General features: G+C 73.1%; 23 protein-coding genes. 8 read left to right on the forward strand and 15 right to left on the reverse strand.

Annotation, left to right across the window (positions count from 1 at the left end; genetic code table 11):
* Positions 1-79: 79 nt before the first annotated feature.
* Positions 80-889 (reverse strand): NAD-dependent epimerase/dehydratase family protein, encoded by an 810-nt coding sequence (locus tag ACZ3IJ_RS17405; RefSeq protein WP_467469001.1) that lies wholly within the window; start codon positions 887-889, stop codon positions 80-82.
* A gap of 224 nt (positions 890-1,113) precedes the next feature.
* Between ACZ3IJ_RS17405 and ACZ3IJ_RS17410 the strand changes: the two genes are divergently transcribed.
* Positions 1,114-2,058: a 5-dehydro-4-deoxyglucarate dehydratase gene (locus ACZ3IJ_RS17410; protein WP_467469003.1), complete on the forward strand. Its 945-nt coding sequence runs from the start codon at positions 1,114-1,116 to the stop codon at positions 2,056-2,058.
* Positions 2,055-3,185: a hypothetical protein gene (locus ACZ3IJ_RS17415; RefSeq protein WP_467469005.1), complete on the forward strand. Its 1,131-nt coding sequence runs from the start codon at positions 2,055-2,057 to the stop codon at positions 3,183-3,185. The genes ACZ3IJ_RS17410 and ACZ3IJ_RS17415 overlap by 4 nt, the downstream gene beginning before the upstream one ends.
* 16 nt (positions 3,186-3,201) lie before the next feature.
* On the opposite strand, the gene ACZ3IJ_RS17420 is transcribed toward ACZ3IJ_RS17415, so the two are convergent.
* From ACZ3IJ_RS17420 to ACZ3IJ_RS17430, 3 genes are all read right to left on the reverse strand, one after another.
* Positions 3,202-4,191: an MFS transporter gene (locus ACZ3IJ_RS17420; protein ID WP_467469007.1), complete on the reverse strand. Its 990-nt coding sequence runs from the start codon at positions 4,189-4,191 to the stop codon at positions 3,202-3,204.
* A 63-nt stretch (positions 4,192-4,254) separates the two neighbouring features.
* Positions 4,255-4,398 carry a hypothetical protein gene (locus ACZ3IJ_RS17425; RefSeq protein WP_467469009.1) on the reverse strand — a complete coding sequence of 48 codons (144 nt, stop codon included), beginning with the start codon at positions 4,396-4,398 and terminating at the stop codon, positions 4,255-4,257.
* A 62-nt stretch (positions 4,399-4,460) separates the two neighbouring features.
* Positions 4,461-4,850 (reverse strand): hypothetical protein, encoded by a 390-nt coding sequence (locus tag ACZ3IJ_RS17430; RefSeq protein WP_467469093.1) that lies wholly within the window; start codon positions 4,848-4,850, stop codon positions 4,461-4,463.
* 68 nt (positions 4,851-4,918) lie between these two features.
* On the opposite strand from ACZ3IJ_RS17430, the gene ACZ3IJ_RS17435 reads away from it, so the two are divergent.
* Positions 4,919-5,464 carry a GNAT family N-acetyltransferase gene (locus ACZ3IJ_RS17435; protein WP_467469011.1) on the forward strand — a complete coding sequence of 182 codons (546 nt, stop codon included), beginning with the start codon at positions 4,919-4,921 and terminating at the stop codon, positions 5,462-5,464.
* 1 nt (position 5,465) lies between these two features.
* On the opposite strand, the gene ACZ3IJ_RS17440 is transcribed toward ACZ3IJ_RS17435, so the two are convergent.
* From ACZ3IJ_RS17440 to ACZ3IJ_RS17460, 5 genes are all read right to left on the reverse strand, one after another.
* A complete protein-coding gene (locus tag ACZ3IJ_RS17440; RefSeq protein ID WP_467469013.1) occupies positions 5,466-6,914 on the reverse strand; it encodes a peptidoglycan D,D-transpeptidase FtsI family protein in 1,449 nt (482 codons plus the stop codon).
* Positions 6,915-6,984: 70 nt separating this feature from the next.
* Positions 6,985-7,632, reverse strand: coding sequence for a response regulator transcription factor (locus tag ACZ3IJ_RS17445; protein WP_467469095.1), 648 nt, complete (start codon positions 7,630-7,632; stop codon positions 6,985-6,987).
* Positions 7,632-8,915, reverse strand: a complete 1,284-nt coding sequence (locus ACZ3IJ_RS17450; RefSeq protein WP_467469015.1) for a sensor histidine kinase — start codon at positions 8,913-8,915, stop codon at positions 7,632-7,634. Before ACZ3IJ_RS17450 ends, ACZ3IJ_RS17445 begins: the two co-directional genes overlap by 1 nt.
* Positions 8,912-9,898, reverse strand: coding sequence for a hypothetical protein (locus ACZ3IJ_RS17455; protein WP_467469017.1), 987 nt, complete (start codon positions 9,896-9,898; stop codon positions 8,912-8,914). The genes ACZ3IJ_RS17450 and ACZ3IJ_RS17455 overlap by 4 nt, the downstream gene beginning before the upstream one ends.
* Positions 9,899-10,031: 133 nt before the next feature.
* The gene (locus ACZ3IJ_RS17460; protein ID WP_352186235.1) at positions 10,032-10,799 is read right to left on the reverse strand and encodes an IclR family transcriptional regulator; all 768 of its coding nucleotides are present in this window, start codon (positions 10,797-10,799) and stop codon (positions 10,032-10,034) included.
* Positions 10,800-10,916: 117 nt separating this feature from the next.
* Between ACZ3IJ_RS17460 and ACZ3IJ_RS17465 the strand changes: the two genes are divergently transcribed.
* A complete protein-coding gene (locus ACZ3IJ_RS17465; RefSeq protein ID WP_467469019.1) occupies positions 10,917-12,410 on the forward strand; it encodes an aldehyde dehydrogenase (NADP(+)) in 1,494 nt (497 codons plus the stop codon).
* Between the two features lie 156 nt (positions 12,411-12,566).
* Here the strand turns inward: ACZ3IJ_RS17465 and ACZ3IJ_RS17470 are convergent, their stop codons facing one another.
* Positions 12,567-12,809, reverse strand: coding sequence for an alcohol dehydrogenase catalytic domain-containing protein (locus ACZ3IJ_RS17470; protein WP_467469021.1), 243 nt, complete (start codon positions 12,807-12,809; stop codon positions 12,567-12,569).
* 207 nt (positions 12,810-13,016) lie between these two features.
* On the opposite strand from ACZ3IJ_RS17470, the gene ACZ3IJ_RS17475 reads away from it, so the two are divergent.
* From ACZ3IJ_RS17475 to ACZ3IJ_RS17485, 3 genes are all read left to right on the forward strand, one after another.
* On the forward strand, positions 13,017-13,934 hold the full coding sequence (locus ACZ3IJ_RS17475; protein ID WP_467469023.1) for an AraC family transcriptional regulator: 918 nt from the start codon (positions 13,017-13,019) through the stop codon (positions 13,932-13,934).
* Between the two features lie 857 nt (positions 13,935-14,791).
* Positions 14,792-15,490 (forward strand): DsbA family oxidoreductase, encoded by a 699-nt coding sequence (locus ACZ3IJ_RS17480; protein ID WP_467469025.1) that lies wholly within the window; start codon positions 14,792-14,794, stop codon positions 15,488-15,490.
* Positions 15,491-15,595: 105 nt separating this feature from the next.
* Positions 15,596-16,651, forward strand: coding sequence for an aminotransferase class V-fold PLP-dependent enzyme (locus ACZ3IJ_RS17485; protein WP_467469027.1), 1,056 nt, complete (start codon positions 15,596-15,598; stop codon positions 16,649-16,651).
* Positions 16,652-16,738: 87 nt separating this feature from the next.
* On the opposite strand, the gene thpD is transcribed toward ACZ3IJ_RS17485, so the two are convergent.
* From thpD to ACZ3IJ_RS17510, 5 genes are all read right to left on the reverse strand, one after another.
* Positions 16,739-17,605, reverse strand: coding sequence for an ectoine hydroxylase (gene thpD / locus ACZ3IJ_RS17490; protein WP_467469030.1), 867 nt, complete (start codon positions 17,603-17,605; stop codon positions 16,739-16,741).
* Between the two features lie 2 nt (positions 17,606-17,607).
* Positions 17,608-18,006 (reverse strand): ectoine synthase, encoded by a 399-nt coding sequence (locus ACZ3IJ_RS17495; RefSeq protein WP_467469032.1) that lies wholly within the window; start codon positions 18,004-18,006, stop codon positions 17,608-17,610.
* A gap of 41 nt (positions 18,007-18,047) precedes the next feature.
* Positions 18,048-19,316: a diaminobutyrate--2-oxoglutarate transaminase gene (gene ectB, locus ACZ3IJ_RS17500; protein ID WP_467469034.1), complete on the reverse strand. Its 1,269-nt coding sequence runs from the start codon at positions 19,314-19,316 to the stop codon at positions 18,048-18,050.
* Complete coding sequence (gene ectA / locus ACZ3IJ_RS17505; protein WP_352186225.1) at positions 19,313-19,834, reverse strand: diaminobutyrate acetyltransferase; 522 nt, start codon at positions 19,832-19,834, stop codon at positions 19,313-19,315. The genes ectB and ectA overlap by 4 nt, the downstream gene beginning before the upstream one ends.
* 465 nt (positions 19,835-20,299) lie before the next feature.
* Positions 20,300-21,400: a pyridoxal-phosphate-dependent aminotransferase family protein gene (locus ACZ3IJ_RS17510; RefSeq protein ID WP_467469097.1), complete on the reverse strand. Its 1,101-nt coding sequence runs from the start codon at positions 21,398-21,400 to the stop codon at positions 20,300-20,302.
* A 133-nt stretch (positions 21,401-21,533) separates the two neighbouring features.
* Here ACZ3IJ_RS17510 and ACZ3IJ_RS17515 point away from each other — a divergent pair, with 133 nt between their 5' ends.
* On the forward strand, positions 21,534-22,619 hold the full coding sequence (locus tag ACZ3IJ_RS17515) for an amidohydrolase family protein (protein WP_467469036.1): 1,086 nt from the start codon (positions 21,534-21,536) through the stop codon (positions 22,617-22,619).
* The last annotated feature ends 104 nt before the right edge of the window (positions 22,620-22,723 follow it).

The raw sequence follows: 22,723 nt of genomic DNA on the forward strand, positions 1-22,723 counted from the left end.
GGCGCCCCCGCAAAAGTCCGGCCGGGCCCGTGTAAGACCCCCCGCCCCCGCCGCCGCCCCCGCCTCCGCCCGTCCGCCGTCAGTGCGGCCAGCGCGGGGGTTCCGTGCAGAAGTGGCCGCCCACATGGGCGTGGGCCGGGTCGTCCTCCTTCGGCAGCCCCTGTTCGCCGATGATCCGTTCCGCGTACGGCTCCGAGTCGTCCCGCGGCTCGTACCCGAGCGCCCGCGCGGAGGAGAGGTCCCACCACAGCCGGGTGTTGGCGGAGGATCCGTACACCACGGTGTGCCCCACGCCCTCGGCGGTGAGCGCCGCGTGCAGCAGCCGCGCGCAGTCGGCCGGGCTCAGCCACATCGACAGCATGCGCACGGAGGTCGGCTCGGGGAAGCAGGAGCCGATCCGCACCGAGACGGTCTCCAGGCCGTGCTTGTCCCAGTAGAACTGGGCGAGGTCCTCGCCGAAGCACTTGGACAGGCCGTAGAAGGTGTCCGGGCGGTGCGGGGTGTCGACGGGGATCACCGGGGCGTCCTCGCGCGGGCGCGGGGTGAAGCCGACGGCGTGGTTGCTGGAGGCGAAGACGATCCGGCCCACCCCCTCCTCGCGCGCGGCCTCGTAGAGGTGGTGCAGTCCGGTGATGTTCGCGGCGACGATCTTCTCGAACTCCGCCTCCAGGGAGATCCCGGCGAGATGGACGACCGCGTCGACGTCCCGGACGGCCTCGCGCAGCGCCTCCCGGTCCGCGAGGTCGGCGACGATCGCGTCCGGCGCGCCCTCGACGGGTGCGACGTCGAGCAGGCGGAGCTCGTATCCGTACGCGGGCAGCAGGGCGCGCATCAGCGTGCCGACGCCGCCGGCGGCGCCGGTGAGCAGGACGGTACGGGGTGTGGGCATGCGAGGAGTCTCCGTCCATGGATCGTATTCACAACCGTGGACACGGTAGGGAGGGTGCTCGTCGAGCGTCAAGAGTGCACACACTCCGTCAAGACCGCACGTCCGGGACGGGTTTGAGCCTTGACCCGCAGTTCGGGGCTGTTCTAGCGTGCAGGTGTTCAAGAATATGGACGACAATCAGAATTGTGCACGACGGTGCACGACGGACTTCTCTGGGAGCGCCCGTGACCACAGCCCCGCTCGCCGAACGGCTCGACGGCCTGCTGTTCTTCCCCGTCACCCCCTTCGCCCCGGACGGCACCGTCGACCTCGACCTCTTCCGCGCGCACGTCCACGCGGGCATCGAGGCGGGCGCCGCCGCGGTCTTCGCCTGCTGCGGCACGGGCGAGTTCCACGCCCTGACCCCCGAGGAGTTCCACGCCTGCGTCGCCGCCGCCGTGGAGGAGTCCGCCGGCCGGGTCCCCGTCCTCGCCGGAGCCGGCTACGGCACGGCGCTCGCGGTCCGGTACGCGCGGCTGGCCGAGGAGGCGGGCGCGGACGGGCTGCTCGCCATGCCCCCGTACCTCGTCGTCGCCGACCAGGTAGGACTGCTGCGGCACTACACCGAACTCGCCGCCGCCACCTCCCTCGACGTCATCGTCTACCAGCGCGACAACGCGATCCTCACCCCCGGGACGGCCGTCGCCCTGGCCCGGACCGACGGGATCATCGGTCTCAAGGACGGCCTCGGCGACCTCGACCTGATGCAGCGCATCATCAGCGCCGTGCGCTCCGAGGGCCTCGACCTGCTCTACTTCAACGGACTGCCGACCGCCGAGCTCACCGGGCTCGCCTACCGGGGCATCGGCGTCACCCTCTACTCCTCGGCCGTCTTCTGCTTCGCCCCCGACATCGCCCTCGCCTTCCACCGTGCCCTCGCGGCCGGCGACGACCCGACCGTGGAACGGCTGATCGACGGCTTCTACCGGCCGCTCGTCGAACTCCGCGCCAAGGGGCGGGGCTACGCCGTCTCCCTCGTCAAGGCAGCGGTACGGATGGGAGGCCTGGACGTCGGCGAGGTACGGCCGCCGCTCAGCGAGCCCGCCCCCGAGCACCTGAAGGAACTCGCCACGATCATCGAGCGCGGACGCGCGCTGCTCGGGGGCACGCAGCACGGGGGCGACGCGTGAGGACCGGGACCTTCGTCTACCCGTGGGACGTCGTCGGCGACCCGGCCGCGCCCGGACGCCTCGCGGAGCTGGGCGTGACGAGCGTCACGCTCGCCTCGGCGTACCACTCCACCCGCGCCCTGACGCCCCGGCACCCCGGGCACCGCGTCGTCACCGCCGCACACGCCGCCGTGCTCTACCCGCCGGACGGCGCCCGCTGGTCGGGGCGTGGGCTGCGGCCGTACGAGGCGGGCGAGTGGGCGCCCGGTGACGCCTACGGCGAGGCGGCGCGGGCGCTCGCGGACACCGGGCTCGAGGTCCACAGCTGGGTCGTCCTCGCCCACAACTCCCGTCTGGGCGCCGACCATCCGGCGACCTCGGTCGTCAACGCCTACGGCGACCGCTACCCCTGGGCGCCCTGCATCGCCCGACCGGACGTCCGGGCCTACCTGGTGGACTTGGCGGTCGAAGCGGCGGTACGGCCTGGGGCGGCCGGCACCGAGCTGGAGTCCTGCGGCTGGTACGGCCTCGCCCACCTCCACGCCCACGACAAGACCGCGGGCGTCGCGCTCGGCGACCGCGAGCAGTACCTGATGTCCCTCTGCTTCTGCCCCTCCTGCAGGCAGGGGTACGGGGAGGAGGCCGTCGATCCCGACGCGCTGGCCGCGGCCGTGCGGAACGCGCTCGAGCCGGTGTGGGCGGGGGGCGCGGCACGGGGGCTCGGCGCCTTCGAGGAGCCGGTGCTCGCCTGGCGCACCCGGACGGCCCGCACCCTCCAGGAGGCCGCGGTCGCCGCCGTCCGCGCGGCCGCCGCGCCCGGCTTCCGCGTCCTGCTCCACGCGGACCCGCTCCCGTACCGCTGTGGCGCCAACGCCGGAACCGACCCGGCGCACGTCCTCGGGGTCGCGGACGGCGTCGTCACCCCGGCCGCCTCCGTGGCCCCCTTCGCCCGCGCCGCCCGACCGGGCACCGTCCTCGCGGCCAACATCGGCGTGGTGACGGGCATGGGCGGCTCCCCCGCCACGCTCGCCGAGGACGCCGGGCGGGCGGCGGCCGAGGGCGCCACCGAACTCCGCCTCTACCACGCGGGTCTGGCCTCCGACACCGATCTCGCCCTGGTGGCGAAGGCCTTGCGGACGCTCGGCTGAGGTACCGGCGGACGCCTCAGGCGTCCGTCCGCGCCGGGGCGTCGACCCGCCCGGCAGCCGCCCCACGGGCGGCCAGGGCGCTCGCCCCGGCGAGCCCGGCGACGGCGAGCAGAGGCAGCAGCACCCGGAGGTCGACGAGGGCCACCAGGCCCGCGCCCAGCGCCAGGGCGATCGCGTTCGGGACGAAGACCAGGGTGTGGGCCGTCGCCGCCGCCCGGCCCACGGCGTCCCCGGGGACCTCCCGCTGGACCGCCGTCATCACGGCGATCAGGACGAGCGGCAGGCCCACCCCGATCAGCCCGCTCGACATCAGCGCCACGCCGTCGTAGGGGACGGCGCGCAGGCCGGCCGCCACGGCGAAGACGGCCAGCCCCGCGGCGGCCGCCGAGCGCCCCGGGACGCGCCGCAGCACCGGCCCCGCCGCCGCCCCCGTGACGACCGAGCCCGCGCCCTGCGCCGCGTACAACACCCCGGCGTACGCGGGGGAGTGGCCGAGCCCCTGATCCACCACGGTGTAGATCGCCGCCCCGTTGACCCCGGCGAGCAGCATCGTGAACGACCCGGCCAGGACGAGCGGGCGAAGGACGGACGAGGCGAGGATCGTGCGCAGTCCCTCGCCCGTGTCGCGCAGCCAGTGTGCCGAGGCCGGGCGCACCGGCCTCTCCTCCCGTATCCGCATCAGCGCGAACAGGCCCGCGGCCAGCGCGAACGTCACCGCGTCGAGCAGCGCCACGGGCCCGGCGCCGTACCGCGCGAAGAGACCCGCCGCGACGAGCGGGGCGACCAGCTTCACGCCCTCGCCGACCGTCGTCCGCAGCCCGTTGAAGTCCCCGAGGTGCCGCCTGTCGAGCGCGCTCGCCGCCAGCGCGACCTCGGCGGCGTCGTGGACGGTGCCCTGGATCCCGTACAGCACGAGGACGGCGAACAGCAGCCACACCCGGTCCGCCCGGTCGACCCAGAGCAGGACCGGCAGCAGCGCCGCCATCGCCGCGTTCGACCACACCATCAGGGGCCGCCGCCGCACCCGGTCGGCGACCGCGCCGAGCAGCGGCCCGACGAGCGACGGCGCTCACAGGGCGAACACGGTCAGCGCCGCCAGACTGTCCGAACCGGTCAGGGACTTGACCCAGATCCCCGACGCCAGCCACATCGCCGTCGAGCCGAAGCCCGACACCAGTACCCCGGACAGATAGAGACCCGCAGTCCACTTCATGCCCGCAGCCTGGCCTCTGAGGCGGGGCGGGCGGATCGGGCAGATGCCCTAGAGGGGCGGGGTCACGCCACGGCCTTCGAGCCCGCCCGGTCCTCGTGGCGCAGCGCGGCCCAGGTGACCAGGGCGCCGAGGCCCTCCCACAGGCCCACGCCGAGGAAGCCGGACGGGGCGCGTCCGGTGACGACGGCGAGGGTGAAGACGGCGCAGGTGAGGAGCCGGAACGGGACCGTCCAGCGGAAGAACGCCTTCCAGTCCGCCAGCGCGGCCAGGATGTAGTACACGCCCATGTTGAGCGCGGCCATGGAGGAGGCCGTGAGGAAGACCAGGGTGTGGTCCCCGTCCGCCCGGCTCCCGTCGGGTAGGGGGTCGAAGCCCATCAGGCCGAGCAGGGCATCGGGCGACACCAGTCCCACCACCCCCAGCGCGGCGGCGAGCAGGCCGAAGACGGCCATGGTCCAGCCTGAGAGGGAACGGGGCAGTCGCACGGCGGTCCTCCGCGGTTCGAAACTATGCTCGGCTCATGCGTGACCTTGCATATCGTGTCGCGGGGCCTGCCGACCAATCGGCCCTCGCCGCGCTCGACGACTCGTTCACCACCGAGTACGTCTACGAAGTCGCCTCCGGGGACGTCGGGTTCGGGCTGCGGCTCGTCGCCGTCGACCCGCCGCTGGTCAAGGTCTTCCCGGCGGAGGACGAGCCGGGGGACGGCGGAGCGGACGACGAACGGCACGAGATCGTGGCCGTCGACGCCGAGGGGACACCCGTCGGGTTCATCGCCGTCGGCGTGGAGGAGTGGAACCGGCGGCTCGTCGTCCACCAGCTCACCGTCGGACCCGACCACCGCGGCCGCGGCATCGGCGGCGAGCTGATGCGCCGCGCCCTCGCCCACGGCCGCGAACACGGCGCCCGCACCGCCTGGCTGGAGGTAACCAGCGTCAACGTCCCGGCGGTACGGGCCTACCGGCGCATGGGCTTCCGGCTCTGCGGCCTGGACACCACCCTCTACACCGGGACCGCGTCCGAGGACGAGACCGCCCTGTTCATGGCAAGGCCTCTGGACCGGTAGGTCACTTCAGCGCCGCCTTCATCATCTTCTGCGCCACCGGGGCCGCCAGACCGTTGCCGCTGACCTCCGAGCGCGCCGCGCCCGAATCCTCGATCAGCACCGCGACCGCGACCTCCTTGCCGGTGTCGGCGTCCTTCGCATAGGAGGTGAACCAGGCGTACGGCGTCTTGCTGTTGTTCTCGCCGTGCTGGGCGGTGCCCGTCTTGCCGCCCACCTCGGCGCCGCCGATCGCCGCGTTCGAGCCCGTGCCCTTGTCCACCACGGTCACCATCGCGCTGCGCAGCTGCTCCGCCGTCGAGGACGAGACGACCCGCCGGGTGTCCCCGTCCTCGAAGGAGTCGAGGGTGTCCCCGTCGGAGTCCACCACCTTCGAGACCATGTGGGGCGCCGCCATGAGCCCGTCGTTGGCGATCGCCGCGGACACCATGGCCATCTGGAGCGGGGTCGCCGTCACGTCGAACTGGCCGATACCGGTCAGCGCCGTCTGCGCCTTGTCCATCCCGGACGGGTACACGCTCGCGTAGGCGCGTACCGGCACGTCCTGCTCCTCGTCGTTGAAGCCGAACTTCTCCGCCATCGCCTTCACCTTGTCCTGGCCGAGATCGACCGCGATCTTGGCGAAGACGTTGTTGCAGGAGTACTGGAGCGCGGTGCGGATCGTGGCGTCCTCACAGGGCGCGGAGGGGTTCTCGTTCTCCAGGTCGCGGGTGGAGCCGGGCAGCCTGTACGGGTTCGGGCTGTCGGTCGCCGTGTCGACGGAGCCGTACAGACCCTCTTCCAGGGCGGCTGCCGCGACGACCAGCTTGAAGGTCGAGCCGGGCGGCAGCGGCTGCCTCAGGGCACGGTTGACCAGCGGCTTGTCCTCGTCCCCCGTCAGCTCCTTCCAGGTGGCGCCGTCGGTCAGACCGGCGATCGCGGAGGGGTCGTACGAGGGGGTGGAGACCATCCCGAGGATCCTGCCGGTCTTCGGGTCGATGGCGACGGCCGCGCCCTTGTTGTCGCCGAGCGCCTGGTGCGCGGCCTTCTGGACGGCCGGATCGATGGTCGTGAGCACATCACCCGGCTCCTGCTGCTTGCCGGTGAGGGCGTCGAGCGGGTTCTTCAGCCGGGTGTCGGTGCCGTCCAGGACGTCGGAGTAGATCCCCTCCAGCTGGGTGGCGCCGTACGCCTGGGAGCTGTACCCGGTGACGGCCGCGTACAGCTCGCCGTCGGTGTAGTCACGCTTGTACGCGAGGTCACCGCCCTCCGTCCGCTTCGAGCCCGTGACCGGCGAACCGGCCACGACGATGTTCCCGAGCGGCTGGGCGTACTGCGCCATGACCTGCCGCCGGTTCTGTTTGTCGTTCGCGAGGGCCTTGCCTTCGTACGCCTGCACCCAGGTCGCCCGGCCCAGCAGGGCGAGCACCAGGAGCAGCGAGAAGGCCGAGGCGCGCCTGATCGTCTTGTTCATCCCATATGCGGGACGAGCGAGCGGGGGCGCCGCGTTCCTGATGTGTCCCGATTCTCAGGAAACGTTCATCTCATCCCGGGCTCACGAAACCCGACTCGTACGCGACGATCACGGCCTGGGTACGGTCCCGCGCCCCCGTCTTGGCCAGGACCGCCGCCACGTGCGTCTTCACCGTCGCGGGGCCGACCCCCATCCGCCCGGCGATCTCCGCGTTCGTCAGCCCCGTCGCCACCAGCCGGAGCACCTGCGCCTCCCGCTCGGTCAGCCGGGCCGCCCAGGGCGGGGCCGCCGGGGGCCGGCGGCGGGCGTGCTCGGCGGCCAGGCCCCGTACCGCCGCCGGGTAGAGCAGCGAGTCGCTGCGGGCCACCAGCCGGACCGCGTCCACCAGCTCGTCCGCGCCGGCCCGCTTCAGCAGGAAACCGGCCGCGCCGACCCGGAGCGCGTCGTAGACGTACGCGTCGTTCTCGAAGGTCGTCACGACCACGATCCGGGGCGGTTCCGCCATCCCGGCCAGGATCTGCTCCGTCGCCCGGATCCCGTCGATCTCCGGCATGCGCACATCCATCAGGACCACGTCCGGCCGCGCCCCGCGCACCACCGACACCGCCTCGGCCCCCGTGGACGCCTCGCCGACGACCTCCAGGTCGGGCTCGGCGTCGAGGATCACCCGCAGGGCGGTCCGCACCATCCGCTCGTCGTCCGCGAGCACCACCCGGATCACCGGCCGGCCTCCTGTCCCACGCTCGGCCCGCCTCCGGGAGCGGTCGCCTTCCCCAGCGGCAGGCGCACCGCGAGGCGCCAGACGTCGGCCACCCGGCCGGCCTCGGACGTACCGCCGAGCAGCCGGGCGCGTTCGGCGACGCCGCGCAGACCGCGGCCGCCGTCGGGACGGGCCACCGGGGCCCGTGCGGGCAGCGGGTTCTCCATCGTGATCTCCAGCTCGTCGTCGTCCAGGGCGAGGCGCGCCGTCACGCGCTCCCCGCCCGCGTACCGTGCCGCGTTCGTCAGCCCCTCCTGGACGATCCGGTACGCCTCCCTCGACACCGCGTCCGGCACCCGGCCCAGTGCCCCGGCCACCGTCAGCTCCACCTGCCGCCCGGCGCCTCTCACCAGCGCGTCCAGCGCGTCGAGCCGGGGCGCGGGCAGCTCCCCGCCGTCCTCGCCCTCGCGCAGCAGGCCCAGGACCGAGTCCAGTTCGCCGACGGTGCGCCGGGTCGTCTCCTCGATCGCCGCGAGGGCCTCCCGTACGAACTCCACGTCGGTGTCCAGGACCCGGCGGGCCGCGCTCGCCTGGAGCGTCACCGCGCTCAGGGCGTGGCCCACGGAGTCGTGCAGCTCGCGTGCCAGCCGGTTGCGTACCGCCAGTTCGGCGGCGCGCCGCTCGGCCGCGACGAGCCGGTCCGCCGGACTCGGTCCGAGCAGCAGCGGTGCAAGCCGGGCGAGGAGGGCTCCTGTGCCGGCGGCGACGGTGGTGAGCGCGAGGAGCATCAGCAGCCCGGCCGGGACGGCGGCCCACTGCAGCCAGGGCCGGTCCAGACCCCAGAACGAGGTCAGCTCGGACGTCCGCAGCGACTCCGAGAACGGCAGCGCCATCACCGTGACCGCGAACGGCGGCAGGGCCAGCGTCGCGCCGCTGACCAGCGCGCCGATCCCCAGATGGAGCGTGAACCAGCCCGCCGTCCGCGCCATCGCGCTCCGTCCCCGTGCGGGTCCGTCCGCGAGCCGGTCGCCCTCGACCCCGCAGAACGCCCGCGCCGCGGCCACCGACATCGGCCGGGTCAGCGGGAAGAGCGCGGAGACCGTGACGAGCGGCAGGCCGACCGCGTACGCCCCGAGCTGCACGGTGAGACCGCCCGAGAACGTCGACCCCTCGCCGGTGAGCATCCCCACGACCACCGTGCCGAGCAGCCAGTAGGGCATGAACAGGGCGCCGCCCAGGATGAGATGGAGCCAGCGCAGCCGGGCGCGGCGGCCGAGCAGCGGTGCGAGCGGAGATCTCACGCGCGCGCGGTCCGGCGTCGCAGGAAGGCGGCCATACAGCCGGCCAGCAGGAACCCCGTGATCATTTCCCCAGCGTAGGTGAGCCGCGCCAGGCCGGTGAAGGTCCTGGTCGGATCGGTGTCCGGCATGAACGTCACCAGCAGCATGTACGCGCCCCAGCACCCGACTCCGCCCGAGCCGATCCAGGCCAGACCCAGGGTCGTACGGACCGACAGCGCCCCGTCGCTCCGGAAGAGCAGGAGCAGGACGCCGATGACGGCCACGGCGACGAAGAGCGCGCGTATCCCCTCCAGGACGTGGAAGTCGTCGGTGCGCCGGGCGATCTGGGCGGGGGAGAGCCCCCGCGTCGAGCCCGCTGCCCACATCAGATGGACGGCGGTGGGCAGCAGGGCGAGCAGCGAGGCGGCGACGGCCACGACGCGCGTACCGGGGCCGCAGGGCCGGGTGGGCAGGTCGCCGCGCCACACGAGCGCCCAGCGCTCGCGTACGTAGAGGGCGAAGAGCGTGCCGAGCGCGAGCCCCTGGACGATGAAGCCGCTGTAGACGACCCCGAAGACCCAGTCGTCGAGGAACGGTTCGCCGTCGGTGGCGGGCTTCGACGGGCCGGTGACGAGCGCGACCGCGAGCTGCGCGGGGAAGCCGATCATGATCGGTGAGAGCAGGCCCGTCGCGGCCCACAGGGGGAACGCGAGGAGCCAGGCCCGTACCCGCAGGCCCCACGGCTGGGTGAGCAGCAGGGCGAGGACGGCCACCACGGCGTCCATCGCCACGGAGACCGAGTTGGCGACGATCAGCAGCGTCCGGTGCTCCAGGAGCACGCTGCCCGCCGGGATGCCGATCTCGCTGCCGGCGACCCAGGCGACCTTGAGCGAGATGTACGGGAGACAGGCCACGACGGCCAGGGCGCGCAGGATCCGGCGGGCGGCGCTCGGGCGGCCGGTGCCGGTGGGTGCGGACGTGGGGAGGGGAGCGGTCTGCGTCATGGCTCCACGCTCCCGCGCGTGCCCCTCCTCCACCTCCTGCCCGCCGGTGAACCGCCTCCGCCGCACGGGGGAGAACCCCTACGCCCGCCGGACGGCCCCGGGCGCCGGGCGCGGCGGCGGCGCGTGGCCGGGCTCAGAGGCGGCGGGTTGCCAGGGTCAGGCGGTCGCGGGCGTCGAAGAGCGCGTCCTTGATCATCTGCTCGTGTCCGGGTGTCAGCCGGGCCACCGGCACCGAGCAGCTGATCGCGTCACGCGCCGGGGTCCGGTAGGGGATCGCGATGCCGAAGCAGCGCAGCCCGAGGGTGTTCTCCTCGCGGTCGACCGCGTAGCCCTGCTCGCGTACGAGGTGCAGCTCCTCGATGAGCTTCTCGCGGTCCGTGATCGTGTGCTCGGTCAGCGCGGGAAGCGTCTCGGGGAGCAGTTTGCGGACCTGCTCGTCGCTGTGGGTGGCGAGCAGCGCCTTGCCCAGCGAGGTGGAGTGGGCGGGCAGCCGGCGACCGACACGAGTGAACGGCCTTAGATAGTGCTGGGACTGACGGGTCGCCAGGTACACCACGTTGGTGCCGTCGAGCCGCGCCATGTGGATGGTCTCCGTCGTGTCGTCGGAGAGCCGGTCCAGGGTCGGCCGGGCGGCGGCCACCACCTCGTCGCCGTCGATGTACGAGGTGCCGACCAGCAGGGCCCGCACGCCGATGCCGTACCGCGTGCCCGTCGCGTCCGTCTCCACCCAGCCCAGCTCGACCAGGGTCCGCAGCAGCATGTACAGGCTCGACTTGGGGTAGCCGACAGCCTCCTGGACGGCGGCCAGCGAGTGCATTCCGGGACGCCCGGCGAAGTACTCGAGCAGTTCCACCGTGCGCACCGCGGACTTGACCTGGGCCCCACCCGTGTCGGTCGACATCGACCTCGCCCCCTCTTCCCGTGCCTCTTGTGGGTCGGCACGCCCGTCAATAGAGTCCTGATTCATCTACAGGAACTTTGTTCAGAATAGCGAACAGGGCGCACGGAGGGGCATGCGGTGGCAGCTGAACCAGTGTGGAGTGTGGACCCCCGGACGGGGAAGCCGCGGGAGCAGGTTGCGGTGGAGGCCACAACGGACGAGATCGACCGGGCCGTCCGCTCCGCGGCCGCCACCCGCGAGGCGCTCGCCGACCGTACGGCGCGGGCCGCCCTGCTCCGTACCACCGCCGACCTCCTCGACGAGTCGGGGCCGCAGGTCATCGAGGCGGCCGACGCCGAGACCGCGCTCGGCCCGGTCCGGCTCACCGGTGAACTCGCCCGCACCACCGCCCAGCTGCGGTCCTTCGCGGACGTCGTCGACGAGGGCTCCTTCCTCGACGTACGCGTCGACCTGCCCGATCCGACGTCCACCCCGCCCCGGCCCGACCTGCGCCGCTGGAAGATCCCGCTCGGCGTCGTCGCCGTCTACGCGGCCAGCAACTTCCCGCTCGCCTTCTCCGTCCCCGGCGGCGACACGGCCAGCGCTCTCGCCGCCGGCTGCCCGGTCGTGATCAAGGCCCACCCCGACCACCCGGCCACCTCCGAGCTCTGCGCCTCGCTGCTGCGCCGGGCAGCCGCCAAGGCCGGTCTCCCCGAGGACGTGGTCGTCCTGGTCCACGGCTTCGACGCGGGCGTCGAGCTCGTCCGCCACCCGCTGGTCGCGGCGGCCGGCTTCACCGGTTCCGTACGGGGCGGGCGGGCGCTCTTCGACGCGGCCGCGGCCCGGCCCGTGCCCATCCCCTTCCACGGCGAACTCGGCTCGCTCAACCCGGTGGTGATCACCGCGGCCGCCGCCGAGGAGCGGGCCGCGGAGATCGGCGCCGGGCTCGCGGCCTCCATGACCATGGGCCAGGGGCAGTTCTGCACCAAGCCCGGCTTCGTCCTCGCCCCCTCGGGCGAGGCGGGCGACCGCTTCGTGTCGGCCCTCACGGACGCCGTCAGCCAGTCCGAACCCGGCGTGATGCTCGACCACCGCATGCGGGGCGCGTTCCTCGCGGGAACGAGCGAGCGCGCCGGACTCCCGGGCGTCGCCGCCCCCGTCACGCCCGGCGCGGGCGGCGAGCACACGGTCAACGCGGGCATCCTGACCGTGGACGCCGCCGACCTGCTCGCGGGAGGCCACGAGGCGCTCCTGGAGGAGTGCTTCGGACCGGTGACCGTGGTCTCCCGCTACGCCACCCGGGACGAGGTCACCGCACTCCTCGCCCTGCTCCCCGGCAACCTCACCGCCACGCTCCAGATGGGCGACGAGGACCCGGAGGCCGCCTCCCTGCTCACCGAGCTCACGCCGCTCGCGGGCCGTGTGCTCGTCAACGGCTGGCCGACCGGTGTGGCGGTCGCCGCCGCGCAGCACCACGGCGGCCCCTACCCGGCCACCACGTCCACGTCCACCTCGGTCGGCGCGACCGCGATCGAGCGCTGGCTGCGCCCGGTCACGTACCAGTCGACCCCGCAGCACCTGCTTCCGCCGGAGCTGCGCGACGGCAACCCGCTGGGCGTGCCACGCCGCTGACCCGCCAGGGCCGTCAGACGCGCACCACGATGTGATCACCACCGGGTCGCCGGGCCGCAGCCCGCCCGCCTCCACCATCCCGCCGTACGCCGTCGAGTACGTCAGCCACGCGGCGGCCGCGGTCACCGCGTCCACGCCCGCGGGCCTGGGCACCACCTACTCCTGGGAGAGCACCACGTGCTCGGCGTGCACCCCGTGCACCCCGAAGTCGAAGTTGGCCGCCGCCATGACCGGATCGCCGGGGGCGTACGCGGTGACGTCCGGGTCGACGGCCTCCACCACCCCCGCGGCCTCGTAGCCGAGCCGGGAGCCGGGGAGCGTCGCCGGGTAGTAGTAGGTGCCCGCGCGGAACAGCGCGTCGGCGCGGTTGAGGCCGATCGCCTCGACCCGGAGGAGCACCTCGCCCGGGCCCGCGCGGGGAGCGGCACCTCCTCCACGGTCAGCACCTCGGGTCCGCCGAGCTCGTGGAAGAGCACGGCGCGGGTCGTCGTCGTGCCGGTGTTCGTGGCGTTCGTCATGTCCTCGACCGTAGGCAGCCGCAGGAAGACGAACCATGTTCCAGAACCTTCCTGCGATGTCCGTCCGTCTCGCGCTACGGTGCGGGCCATGGACGTACTGAGCGACGCCGTGACGGCCATGCGGGCGGGGCGTCCGCACTCCTCCCGCTCCGTCAACTCCGGCTCCTGGGGCCTGCGTTTCCCGCCGAGCAACGGCGCCGGATTCCATGTGGTCGTCCAGGGCACGGCCTGGCTCATACCGCCGGGCGAGGACGGCGAGCCCGTCGAGCTCCACGCCGGTGACGTGGCCCTGCTGCCGCACGGCACCGGCCACGGACTCGCCGGCCACCCCGGCACCCCGCTCACCGACGCCGTACAGGAGCCCGACGGCTCCTGGCCCACACCACCCGACCGGGAGCCGGCCCGCGCGGACGAGACCCTGCTGCTGTGCGGCGCGTACCAGGTGAGCCGGGCCAGGGCCCACCCCCTCTTCACCGAGCTGCCCCCCTTCGTGCACATCCCCGCCAGGCCCGGCGCCCACCCCCGGCTGCGCGCCGCGGTCGACCTCCTCGGCACCGAACTCGCCGATCCGCAGCCGGGATCCGACGCGCTCGTGCCCGCCCTGCTCGACACCCTGCTCGTGCTGCTGCTCCGCACCTGGTGGCTGACCGAACGTCCCGAGCGGACCTCCGGCTGGTCCGCCGCCCTGAGCGATCCGGCCGTCACCGCGGCCCTCCGCGCGATCCACGCGGAGCCGGCCCGGCCGTGGACGGTGGAGGAACTCGGCGCCGAGGGCGGCCTCTCCCGCGCGGCCTTCGCCCGCCGCTTCACGATGCTGGTCGGCAGGCCGCCGCTGGCCTATCTGACGTGGTGGCGCATGACGACGGCGGGCCGGCTGCTCCGCGCGGACGACGCCCCGATCCGCACCGTCGCCCAGCGCAGCGGTTACGCGTCGGAGTTCGCCTTCGCCAAGGCGTTCAAGAGGGAGTACGGCATGGCGCCGGGCAGGTACCGGAAGGGGGCGTAGGCGGCGTGGCGGGAGCCGGCCGGGGAGCGGACCGGGACTCGCCGGGGGCGGACCGGGACCGGCCGGGGGCGGACCGGGGACTGGCCGGGGGCGGACCGGGACCGGCCGGGGGCGGACCGGGGACTGGCCGGGGGCGGACCGGGACCGGCCGGGGGGCGGACCGGGGACTGGCCGGGGGCGGACCGGGACCGGCCGGGGGGCGGACCGGGGACTGGCCGGGGGCGGACCGGGACTCGCCGGGGGCGGACCGGGACCCGCCGGGGGCGGCGGGTCGCCGCCGCGCGCCGCAACCGTCGCCCCGGCCGTCGCGTCCCCGTTGTCATGATCAGAGCCGCGACCCCCGACGACCTCGACGCCATAGCCGCCCTGCACCTGCAGGCACGGTCCACCTACTACCGAGGTCATCTCCCCGACAGCGAGTTCGCCGGGCCCGAAGAGCTCGCCCGCTCCCGGGACGGGTGGAGCAGGGCCGTGGAGCGGGGCGACGTGCTCTGCGCCGAGCGGGACGACGAGCTCGGCGGCGTCGCGGCGTACCGCAGAGGAGACGAGGCGGTGACGCTCACCCAGCTGCACGTCCGGCCCGACCGCTGGCGCAGCGGCCTCGGCTCCGCACTCGGCCTGCCTCGACGTCTGGCGCGCCGAGGGGATCACCGCCGCGCGCCTGCTCGACTTCGAGAAGAACGAGCGGGCCCGGGCCTTCTACGCCGCCCGCGGCTGGATCCAGGACCCCGACGCCCCGCGTTCCGGCACCCACCTCGTGCTCCGCCTCACAGTGGTGCCCGCCGCGGAATGAATCCGGCCGTCCGCCGCGTTCCGGCCACGGAACACACCCCACGACCCCGGAGAGAAGCAACAACATGCGCGTCGAGATCTGGAGCGACATCGCCTGCCCGTGGTGCTACATCGGCAAGGCCCGCTTCGAGAAGGGGCTCGCGGAGTTCGCCCACCGCGACCAGATCGAGGTCGTGCACCGCTCCTTCGAGCTCGACCCCAACCGGCCCAAGGGCGACACCGCACCGGTGATCGACATGCTCGCCAAGAAGTACGGCCGGACCCTGGACGAGGCCCGCGCCATGGAGGCGCACGTCGCCTCCAACGCGCACTCCGAGGGCCTCGGCTACCGCACCGAGGGCCGTGACCACGGCAACACCTTCGACATCCACCGTCTCCTGCACCTCGCCAGGGAGCGCGGCCGGCAGAACGAGCTGCTCGACCTCGCGTACCGGGCGAACTTCGCCGAGGAGAGGTCCGTCTTCGACGACGAGACCCTCGTACGGCTCGCGGTCGAAGCGGGCCTGGACGAGACCGAGGTCCGCGCCGTGCTCGCCGACGAGACCGCGTACGCGGACGCGGTGCGGGCCGACGAGCGCGAGGCGGCGGAGCTCGGCGCGAACGGCGTGCCGTTCTTCGTCCTCGACCGCCGCTACGGCATCTCCGGCGGCCAGCCCGCCGAGGTCTTCACCCAGGCCCTGGAGCAGGCGTGGCAGGGCCGGGCGCTCCAGCCGGTCGGCGGCGACGCGGCGGCCTGCGACGTCGACGGAACCTGCGAGGCCTGACCGGCCGCCTCGTCTCCTCTGACCTGCGCACATAAGCCGGGCTTGGCCCTTCCCCATGATCAAAGGCAATTGACCGCAGGTCGGAGGAACCCCAGGCTGGGTTCCATGGATGCCATGGAACCCCTCGGCGGAGCCGAGTTCGCGCCCCAGCAGACGTATCTGAACACCTCCGCCTGCGCGCTCCTGCCGCGCCGCGCGATCGAGGCGGTCAGGCTGCTCGCCGAGGAGACCGCGGCCGGCCGCCCGAACGGGGCCGGCGACTTCGAGACCGTCGCCGAGGCCCGCGCCACCTACGCCCGGCTCATGGACGTCCACCCGGACCGGGTGGCGGTCGGCAGCTCGGTCTCCGTCCACGTCGGCATGATCGCGCAGTCGATGCCGGCGGGCTCCGAGATCCTCTTCCCCGAGGGTGACTTCAGCTCCCTCATCACCCCGTTCACGATCCGGGGCGAGCTGAAGACGCGGTTCGTGCCGCTGGAGCGGCTGGCGGAGTCGGTCCGTCCCGACACCGCGCTCGTGGCCTTCTCGGCCGTCCAGTCGGCGGACGGCCGGACGGCCGACTTCGCCGCGATCCGCGCCGCGGCGGCCGCACACGGCGCCCGCACGCTCCTCGACGCCACCCAGTCGGCCGGCTGGCTGCCCCTGCGGGCGGGGGAGTGGGACTACACGGTGGCCGGCGGCTACAAGTTCCTGCTCTGCCCGCGCGGGGCGTCCTTCCTGACCGTCACCGAGGAGGCGCAGGACTCGCTGCTCGCGATCCACGCGGGCTGGGTCACCGGCGAGGAGCTGTGGACCAACAGCTACGGTCCGGTGCGCGAACTCGCCCGCTCCGCACGGCGGTTCGACGAGCCCCCGGCCTTCCTCTCGTACCACGGCGCGGCCCGCTCGCTCGCTCTCCTCGAAGAGATCGGGATCGAGCGGATCGAGGCCCACAACAAGGCCCTCGCCGCCCGGTTCCGGGCCGGCCTCGTGGAGCTGGGGCACGCCCCGGTGCCGGACGTCTCCGGTGTGGTCGGCGTCCCGGGCCTCGGCGACCGGCAGTCCGCCCTGCTCTCGTCGGGCGTCCTGATGTCCGCGCGCGCGGGCAACCTGCGGGCGTCCTTCCACCTCTACAACAGCTCGGCCGACGTCGACCGCGCCCTGGCGGTCCTGGCGGGCTGAGACGGGGAGCCGTACGGATGCGGGGACGGCCGAGAAGGCCGCCCCCGCACCACCGGGCTCCGCGCACCCGGCCCCGCACCACGCTGCTCAGCGCACCGGCGTGAAGTCCCGCGCGCCGATGAACTCCGGCCGCCGCACCGGCGCCGCGAAGGGCTCGACCGCCGTGTTCTCCACGCTGTTGAAGACGATGAACACGTTGCTGCGCGGATACGGCGTGATGTTGTCGCCCGAGCCGTGCATCGCGTTGCAGTCGAACCAGGTCGCCGAACCGGCCCGGCCCGTGAAGAGCCGGATGCCGTGCGCGTCCGCGAGCGAGGTGAGCGCCTCGTCGGACGGGGTGCCGGCGTCCTGCATCTGCAGCGAGCGCTTGTAGTTGTCCTTCGGCGTCGCGCCCTCGCACCCGAGGAACGTGCGGTGCGAGCCCGGCATGATCATCAGGCCGCCGTTGGTGTCGTGGTTCCGGGTCAGCGCGATCGACACCGACACCGTGCGCATGCGCGGCAGGCCGTCCTCCGCGTGCCAGGTCTCGAAGTCCGAGTGCCAGTAGAACCCGGAGGCGCCGAAGCCCGGCTTCACGTTGATCCGCGACTGGTGGACGTACACGTCCGAGCCGAGGATCTCGCGGGCCCGGCCCACCACCCGCTCGTCGCGGACCAGCCGGGCGAAGACCTCGCTCATCCGGTGGACCTCGAAGACGGAGCGCACGGTCGACGACTTCGACTCGACGATCGCGCGCGGGTCGGACCGCACGGCCGGATCGGCGACCATCCGGTCGAGCTCGCGCCGGTACACCGCGACCTCGTCGTCGGTCAGCAGATCGGGCTCGACGAGGAAGCCGTCCCGTTCGTACGACTCCAGGCCCGGGGCGTCGCCCCACACCACCGGGTCCTGGCGGGGCGTGAGCACCTCGGAGGCGCCGCGGGTCGGGTACAGGTCGGTCAGGACGTTCGTCATGGTCAGCCCTCCTCCGTGAGCAGCGGGTACACCCCGTTCGCGTCGTGGTCCTCCCGGCCGGTGACGGGCGGGTTGAAGACGCAGACGCAGCGGAAGTCGGTCTTGGGACGCATGGTGTGCCGTTCATGGCCGTCGAGCAGGTACATCGTGCCCGGCTCGATCCAGTGCGTCTCTCCGGTCTCGTCGTTCGTCAGCTCGGCTTCGCCCTCGACGCACAGGACGGCCTCGATGTGGTTGGCGTACCACATGGACGTCTCGGTGCCCGCGTAGAGCACGGTCTCGTGCAGCGAGAAGCCGACCCGCTCCTTGGCGAGGACGATCCGCTTGCTCTCCCAGGTGCCGGACTTCGCCCGCACATGGCGTTCGGTGTTCTCGATGTCCTTGAGGGATCGGACGATCACGGTGGTGCAACTCCCTTTCGTCTAGCGGTGGTACGGCTGGATCAGACGGTCTCGCGGACCGCGCGGGACAGCGTCCGCAGCCCCTCGTCCAGCTCCTCGGGGGTGATGGTCAGCGGCGGGAGGAGCTTGACCACCTGGCTCTCCGGGCCGGAGGTCTCCAGCAGGAGCCCCAGCTCGAAGGCGCGCGCGCAGACCTTCGCCGCGCGCGTCCGGTCGGCGAACTCCAGGCCCCAGACCAGGCCCCGGCCGCGGTAGTGGGCACCGTCGGCGGAGTTCTCCTCGCAGATGGCGAGGAGGGTCTGCTCGACCTGCTCGCCGCGGGCCAGGGTCTGCTTCTCCATCTGGCCGTCGGCCCAGTACGTGTCGAGTGCGGCGGCGGCGGTGACGAAGGCCGGGTTGTTGCCCCGGAAGGTGCCGTTGTGCTCGCCCGGCTCCCACACGTCCAGCTCCGGCCGGAACAGGCAGAGCGACATCGGCAGCCCGTAGCCGCTGATCGACTTCGACAGCGTGACGATGTCGGGCGTGACGCCGGCCTCCTCGAAGGAGAAGAAGGCGCCGGTACGGCCGCATCCCATCTGGATGTCGTCGACGATCAGCAGCATGTCCTGGCGGCGGCAGAGATCGGCGAGCGCCCGCAGCCACTCGGCCCGCGCCACGTTGATGCCGCCCTCGCCCTGGACCGTCTCCACGATCACCGCTGCGGGCTTGTTCAGGCCGGACCCCTGGTCCTCGAGCAGCCGCTCGAACCAGAGGAAGTCCGGCACCTGCCCGTCGAGGTAGTGGTCGAACGGCATCGGCGTGCCGTGCACCAGGGGGATGCCCGCGCCGGCCCGCTTGAAGGCGTTGCCGGTGACGGCCAGCGAACCCAGCGACATGCCGTGGAAGGCGTTGGTGAAGGAGACCACCGACTCGCGGCCCTTGACCTTCCGGGCCAGCTTCAGCGCGGCCTCGACCGCGTTGGTGCCGGTCGGGCCCGGGAACATCACCTTGTACGGCAGCGAGCGGGGCTTCAGGACGACGTCGTGGAAGGTCTCCAGGAAGGTCCGCTTGGCGGTGGTCGCCATGTCGAGACCGTGGGTGATCCCGTCGCGTTCCAGATAATCGATCAACGCCCGTTTCAGAACGGGGTTGTTGTGGCCGTAGTTGAGCGAGCCGGCGCCCGCGAAGAAGTCGAGGTACTCGTGGCCGTCCTCGTCGGTCAGCCGCGCGCCCTGCGCGCGGTCGAAGACGGTGGGCCAGCCGCGGCAGTAGCTGCGCACCTCCGACTCCAGGGTCTCGAAGACGCTCAGTTCGGGCTGGGTGATGGTCACAGCGAAGCTCCAGGGGTGTGGAAGGGGCCGATCCGGTACAGGACTTCGGGCTGGTGCGCGGCGCCGTCGGCGGTGTCGGGGAACAGCCCCCCGTCGAAGAGCACCTCGCGCTCCAGGGGGAGCCGGTGCCGGGCCGCGTAAGAGGTGAAGAGCCGGTCCGAGGGCGTGTTGTCGGGGGTGATCGTGGTCTCGACGGCCTCCGGGGCGACCCGGGCGGTCAGCGCGTCGAGCAGCACCCCGGCCAGTCCGCGGCCGCGCTGGCTCTCGTCGACGGCGATCTGCCAGACGACGAGGGTCCCGGGCCGGTCGGGACGGAGGTACCCGGTCACGAAGCCGACCGGCTCACCGTCCGCGGCGCGCGCGACCAGCGACGTGGCGGCGAAGTCGCGGCACCACAGCAGGTAGCTGTACGAGGAGTTCAGGTCGAGCACACGGGAATCGCGGGCAATTCGCCATATCGCGGCTCCGTCCTCCACGCGTGGGCTTTCCAAGGTCATGGCTGCTTGTGCTGCGGTCATGCCGAGGCAATTTACCGGCCGAATTCTTGGATTGCATGGGGCGGAGGGGTGGGCGGGAGAGGATCGATGTGTTATTCGCGCGAGCGCCGGTCTGTCCGGGTTTGCCGGTATAAATACGGGCAAAGAGGCGGCGATGTGCAGTCCGTCACAGGCGCGGAAACGGCGTGAAAGTGCTGATGAAACCTTAGCGTTTAGGGTTCGGGATCCGGGGCAGAAGAATCTCGGAATCTGTACGGGGAATTCGCTTGGATAATGTGTACGTGAAATGCGTTCTGAAAATGCGCCGGGGACAATGGGGCGCCGCCGATGCGCGGAGCGTTCCGAGGGCGGCGTTCCGGTGGGCTCATGCGGAAGGGGCCGGGGTGAGCGGCCGGACGACGACGTCCGCCCGTCACCCCGGCCCCGCCGGGTGTGCCGCGCCTCGGGGTGGCCCCTAGGGGTGTCGCCGATCAGCGAGACACCCCCCTAGACCCACGCCTCCGTCGCCGCGCGGCGGGCGGACTCCAGGTCCACCGGGCGGCCCGTGTCGGCGAGGGCCGCTCCCAGGGCCGCCAGCGAGGACTGCACGGCGTCCGGAGTCGCGTCCACGCCGTAGTGGTTGACCCGGATCATCTCCTTCGCCAGCGCGCCGCCGCCCGCGATCAGCGGCAGCGAGGGATCCGCCGCCAGCGCCCGCGCGACCAGCTGCGAGGCGTCCACGCCCGCCGGAGCACGCAGCGTCGTCGCCACCGGGGCCGCGTCCTTCGCGTCGTGGACATACGGTTCGAGCCCGCCGCCCAGCGCCAGCGTGCCCGCGCGCGTCGCGGCCGCGGCGGACGCGTGACGGGCCATCAGGGCGTCCAGGCCCTCCGCCTCGATCCGCTCCACGCACGCTTCGAGCGCCAGCATCTCCAACTGCGCCGGCGCGTGCAGCAGTGCCGTGCGCCCGCCGTCGATCCAGCGCTCCTTCCAGTCCAGCAGCGAGAGGTACGAGCGGCGCGGGGCCTGCGGATTGGCCGCGAACCGCTCCCACGCCCGCTCGCTCACGGAGACCGCCGAGACGCCCGCGGGGCCGCCCATCGCCTTCTGCGCGCCGATGATGCACATGTCCACTCCCCACTCGTCCGGCAGCACCGGCTCCGCGCCGATCGACGCCACCGCGTCGAGGTAGAACAGCGCGCCGTGCGCCCGCACGACCTCGCCGATCGCGGCCACCGGGTTGGTGTTGCCGGTCGCCGCCTCCGCGTGCACCAGCGACACGAAGTCGATCTCCGGGTGCTCGGCCAGCGCCCGCTCCACCTGGGCGGCCGTCACCGCCGTGTGGAACGGCACGTCCAGGTCCACGACCGTGGCACCGCAGTCCCGCAGCCAGTTGCCGAACGTCTGGCCGTACGGACCCGTGACGATGTTCAGCGCGGTCGAACCCGGCCGGGCACCGCTGCGGATGCAGCCCTCCAGCGGCAGCAGCGCCTCGCCCTGCGTGATCACCACGTCCTGCTCCGTCGAGAGCAGGGCGGCGACCCTCCGCTCGATGGAGGCGAAGCGCGCGGCGGTCAGCGGGGCCAGGTCGAGCAGCGGATGTGTCACGGTCACGGTGGTGCCTTCTTCGCCAGGGGGGTCGAACGTCGGTTCAGCGTACCGAGCCGCTTCCCGAACGCTTCGGACCTTCCGGACGACGACCCCTCTGGGGCGGGCTGCCCGCCCCTCGTAGAGTGCAGACATGAGCGATCACGTGGTGCTGCATGTGAAGGGGCGGGTGCTCGTCGGCCCTGAGGACGTCCGGGACGAGCTGTGGGCGGTCGACGGCCGGATCACGTACACCCGCCCGTCCGGCGAGGCGCTGACGGTCGAGGGCTGGGTGCTGCCGGGTCTCGTGGACGCGCACTGCCACGTCGGCCTGGACCAGCACGGCCCGGTCGACGACGCCACCAGTGAGAAGCAGGCGCTCACCGACCGCGACGCGGGCACGCTCCTGATCCGTGACGCGGGCTCGCCGTCCGACACCCGCTGGATCGACGAGCGCGAGGACCTGCCGAAGATCATCCGCGCGGGCCGTCACATCGCCCGCACCCGCCGCTACATCCGCAACTACGCCCACGAGATCGAGCCCGAGGACCTGGTGGCCTACGTCGGCCGGGAGGCGCGGCGCGGCGACGGCTGGGTGAAGCTCGTCGGGGACTGGCTCGACCGGGACGCGGGCGATCTGGGCGCCTGCTGGCCGCGCGCCGAGGCCGAGGCGGCCATCGCCGAGGCGCACCGGCTCGGGGCGCGGGTCACCGCGCACTGCTTCGCGGAGGACTCCCTGCGGGACCTGGTGGAGGCGGGCATCGACTGCATCGAGCACGCCACCGGGCTCACCGAGGACACGATCCCGCTCTTCGCCGAGCGGGGCGTCGCGATCGTCCCGACCCTCGTCAACATCGCCACGTTCCCCCGGCTCGCGGAGGGCGGCGAGCAGAAGTTCCCGCGCTGGTCGGCGCATATGCGCCGGCTGTACGAGCGCCGGTACGACACGGTCCGCTCGGCGTACGACGCGGGCGTCCCGGTCTTCGTCGGCACGGACGCCGGCGGCTCCCTGGCGCACGGGCTGGTCGCGGCGGAGGTCGAGGAACTGGTCAAGGCCGGCATCCCGCCGATCGAGGCCCTCTCGGCGACGGCCTGGGGCGCACGCGCCTGGCTGGGCCGCCCCTCCTTGGAGGAGGGCGCCCCCGCGGACCTCGTCGTCTACGCCGAGGACCCGCGCGCGGACGTCCGCGCGCTGGCGGCCCCCCGCAGGGTCGTCGTGAACGGCCGGGTGATCGCCTGACGCGGGCGTGACGCCCCGCAGGGTCGTCGTGAACGGCAGGGTGATCGCCTGACGCGGGCGGGACCCCCTCGGCTCTCCGCGGGCCCGGTGCCGTCGGTGCCGGG

The organism is Streptomyces sp. NPDC013317, from assembly GCF_055563155.1.

Excerpts from the sequence above, each read along its gene's own strand:
- ACZ3IJ_RS17405 (WP_467469001.1), bottom strand. The coding sequence starts at position 889 with ATGCCCACACCCCGTACCGTCCTGCTCACCGGCGCCGCCGGCGGCGTC.
- ACZ3IJ_RS17420 (WP_467469007.1), bottom strand. The coding sequence starts at position 4,191 with ATGGTGTGGTCGAACGCGGCGATGGCGGCGCTGCTGCCGGTCCTGCTC.
- ACZ3IJ_RS17425 (WP_467469009.1), bottom strand. The coding sequence starts at position 4,398 with ATGAAGTGGACTGCGGGTCTCTATCTGTCCGGGGTACTGGTGTCGGGC.
- ACZ3IJ_RS17430 (WP_467469093.1), bottom strand. The coding sequence starts at position 4,850 with ATGGCCGTCTTCGGCCTGCTCGCCGCCGCGCTGGGGGTGGTGGGACTG.
- ACZ3IJ_RS17435 (WP_467469011.1), top strand. The coding sequence starts at position 4,919 with ATGCGTGACCTTGCATATCGTGTCGCGGGGCCTGCCGACCAATCGGCC.
- ACZ3IJ_RS17440 (WP_467469013.1), bottom strand. The coding sequence starts at position 6,914 with ATGAACAAGACGATCAGGCGCGCCTCGGCCTTCTCGCTGCTCCTGGTG.
- ACZ3IJ_RS17455 (WP_467469017.1), bottom strand. The coding sequence starts at position 9,898 with ATGACGCAGACCGCTCCCCTCCCCACGTCCGCACCCACCGGCACCGGC.
- ACZ3IJ_RS17460 (WP_352186235.1), bottom strand. The coding sequence starts at position 10,799 with ATGTCGACCGACACGGGTGGGGCCCAGGTCAAGTCCGCGGTGCGCACG.
- ACZ3IJ_RS17475 (WP_467469023.1), top strand. The coding sequence starts at position 13,017 with ATGGACGTACTGAGCGACGCCGTGACGGCCATGCGGGCGGGGCGTCCG.
- ACZ3IJ_RS17480 (WP_467469025.1), top strand. The coding sequence starts at position 14,792 with ATGCGCGTCGAGATCTGGAGCGACATCGCCTGCCCGTGGTGCTACATC.
- ACZ3IJ_RS17485 (WP_467469027.1), top strand. The coding sequence starts at position 15,596 with ATGGATGCCATGGAACCCCTCGGCGGAGCCGAGTTCGCGCCCCAGCAG.
- thpD (WP_467469030.1), bottom strand. The coding sequence starts at position 17,605 with ATGACGAACGTCCTGACCGACCTGTACCCGACCCGCGGCGCCTCCGAG.
- ectA (WP_352186225.1), bottom strand. The coding sequence starts at position 19,834 with ATGACCGCAGCACAAGCAGCCATGACCTTGGAAAGCCCACGCGTGGAG.
- ACZ3IJ_RS17515 (WP_467469036.1), top strand. The coding sequence starts at position 21,534 with ATGAGCGATCACGTGGTGCTGCATGTGAAGGGGCGGGTGCTCGTCGGC.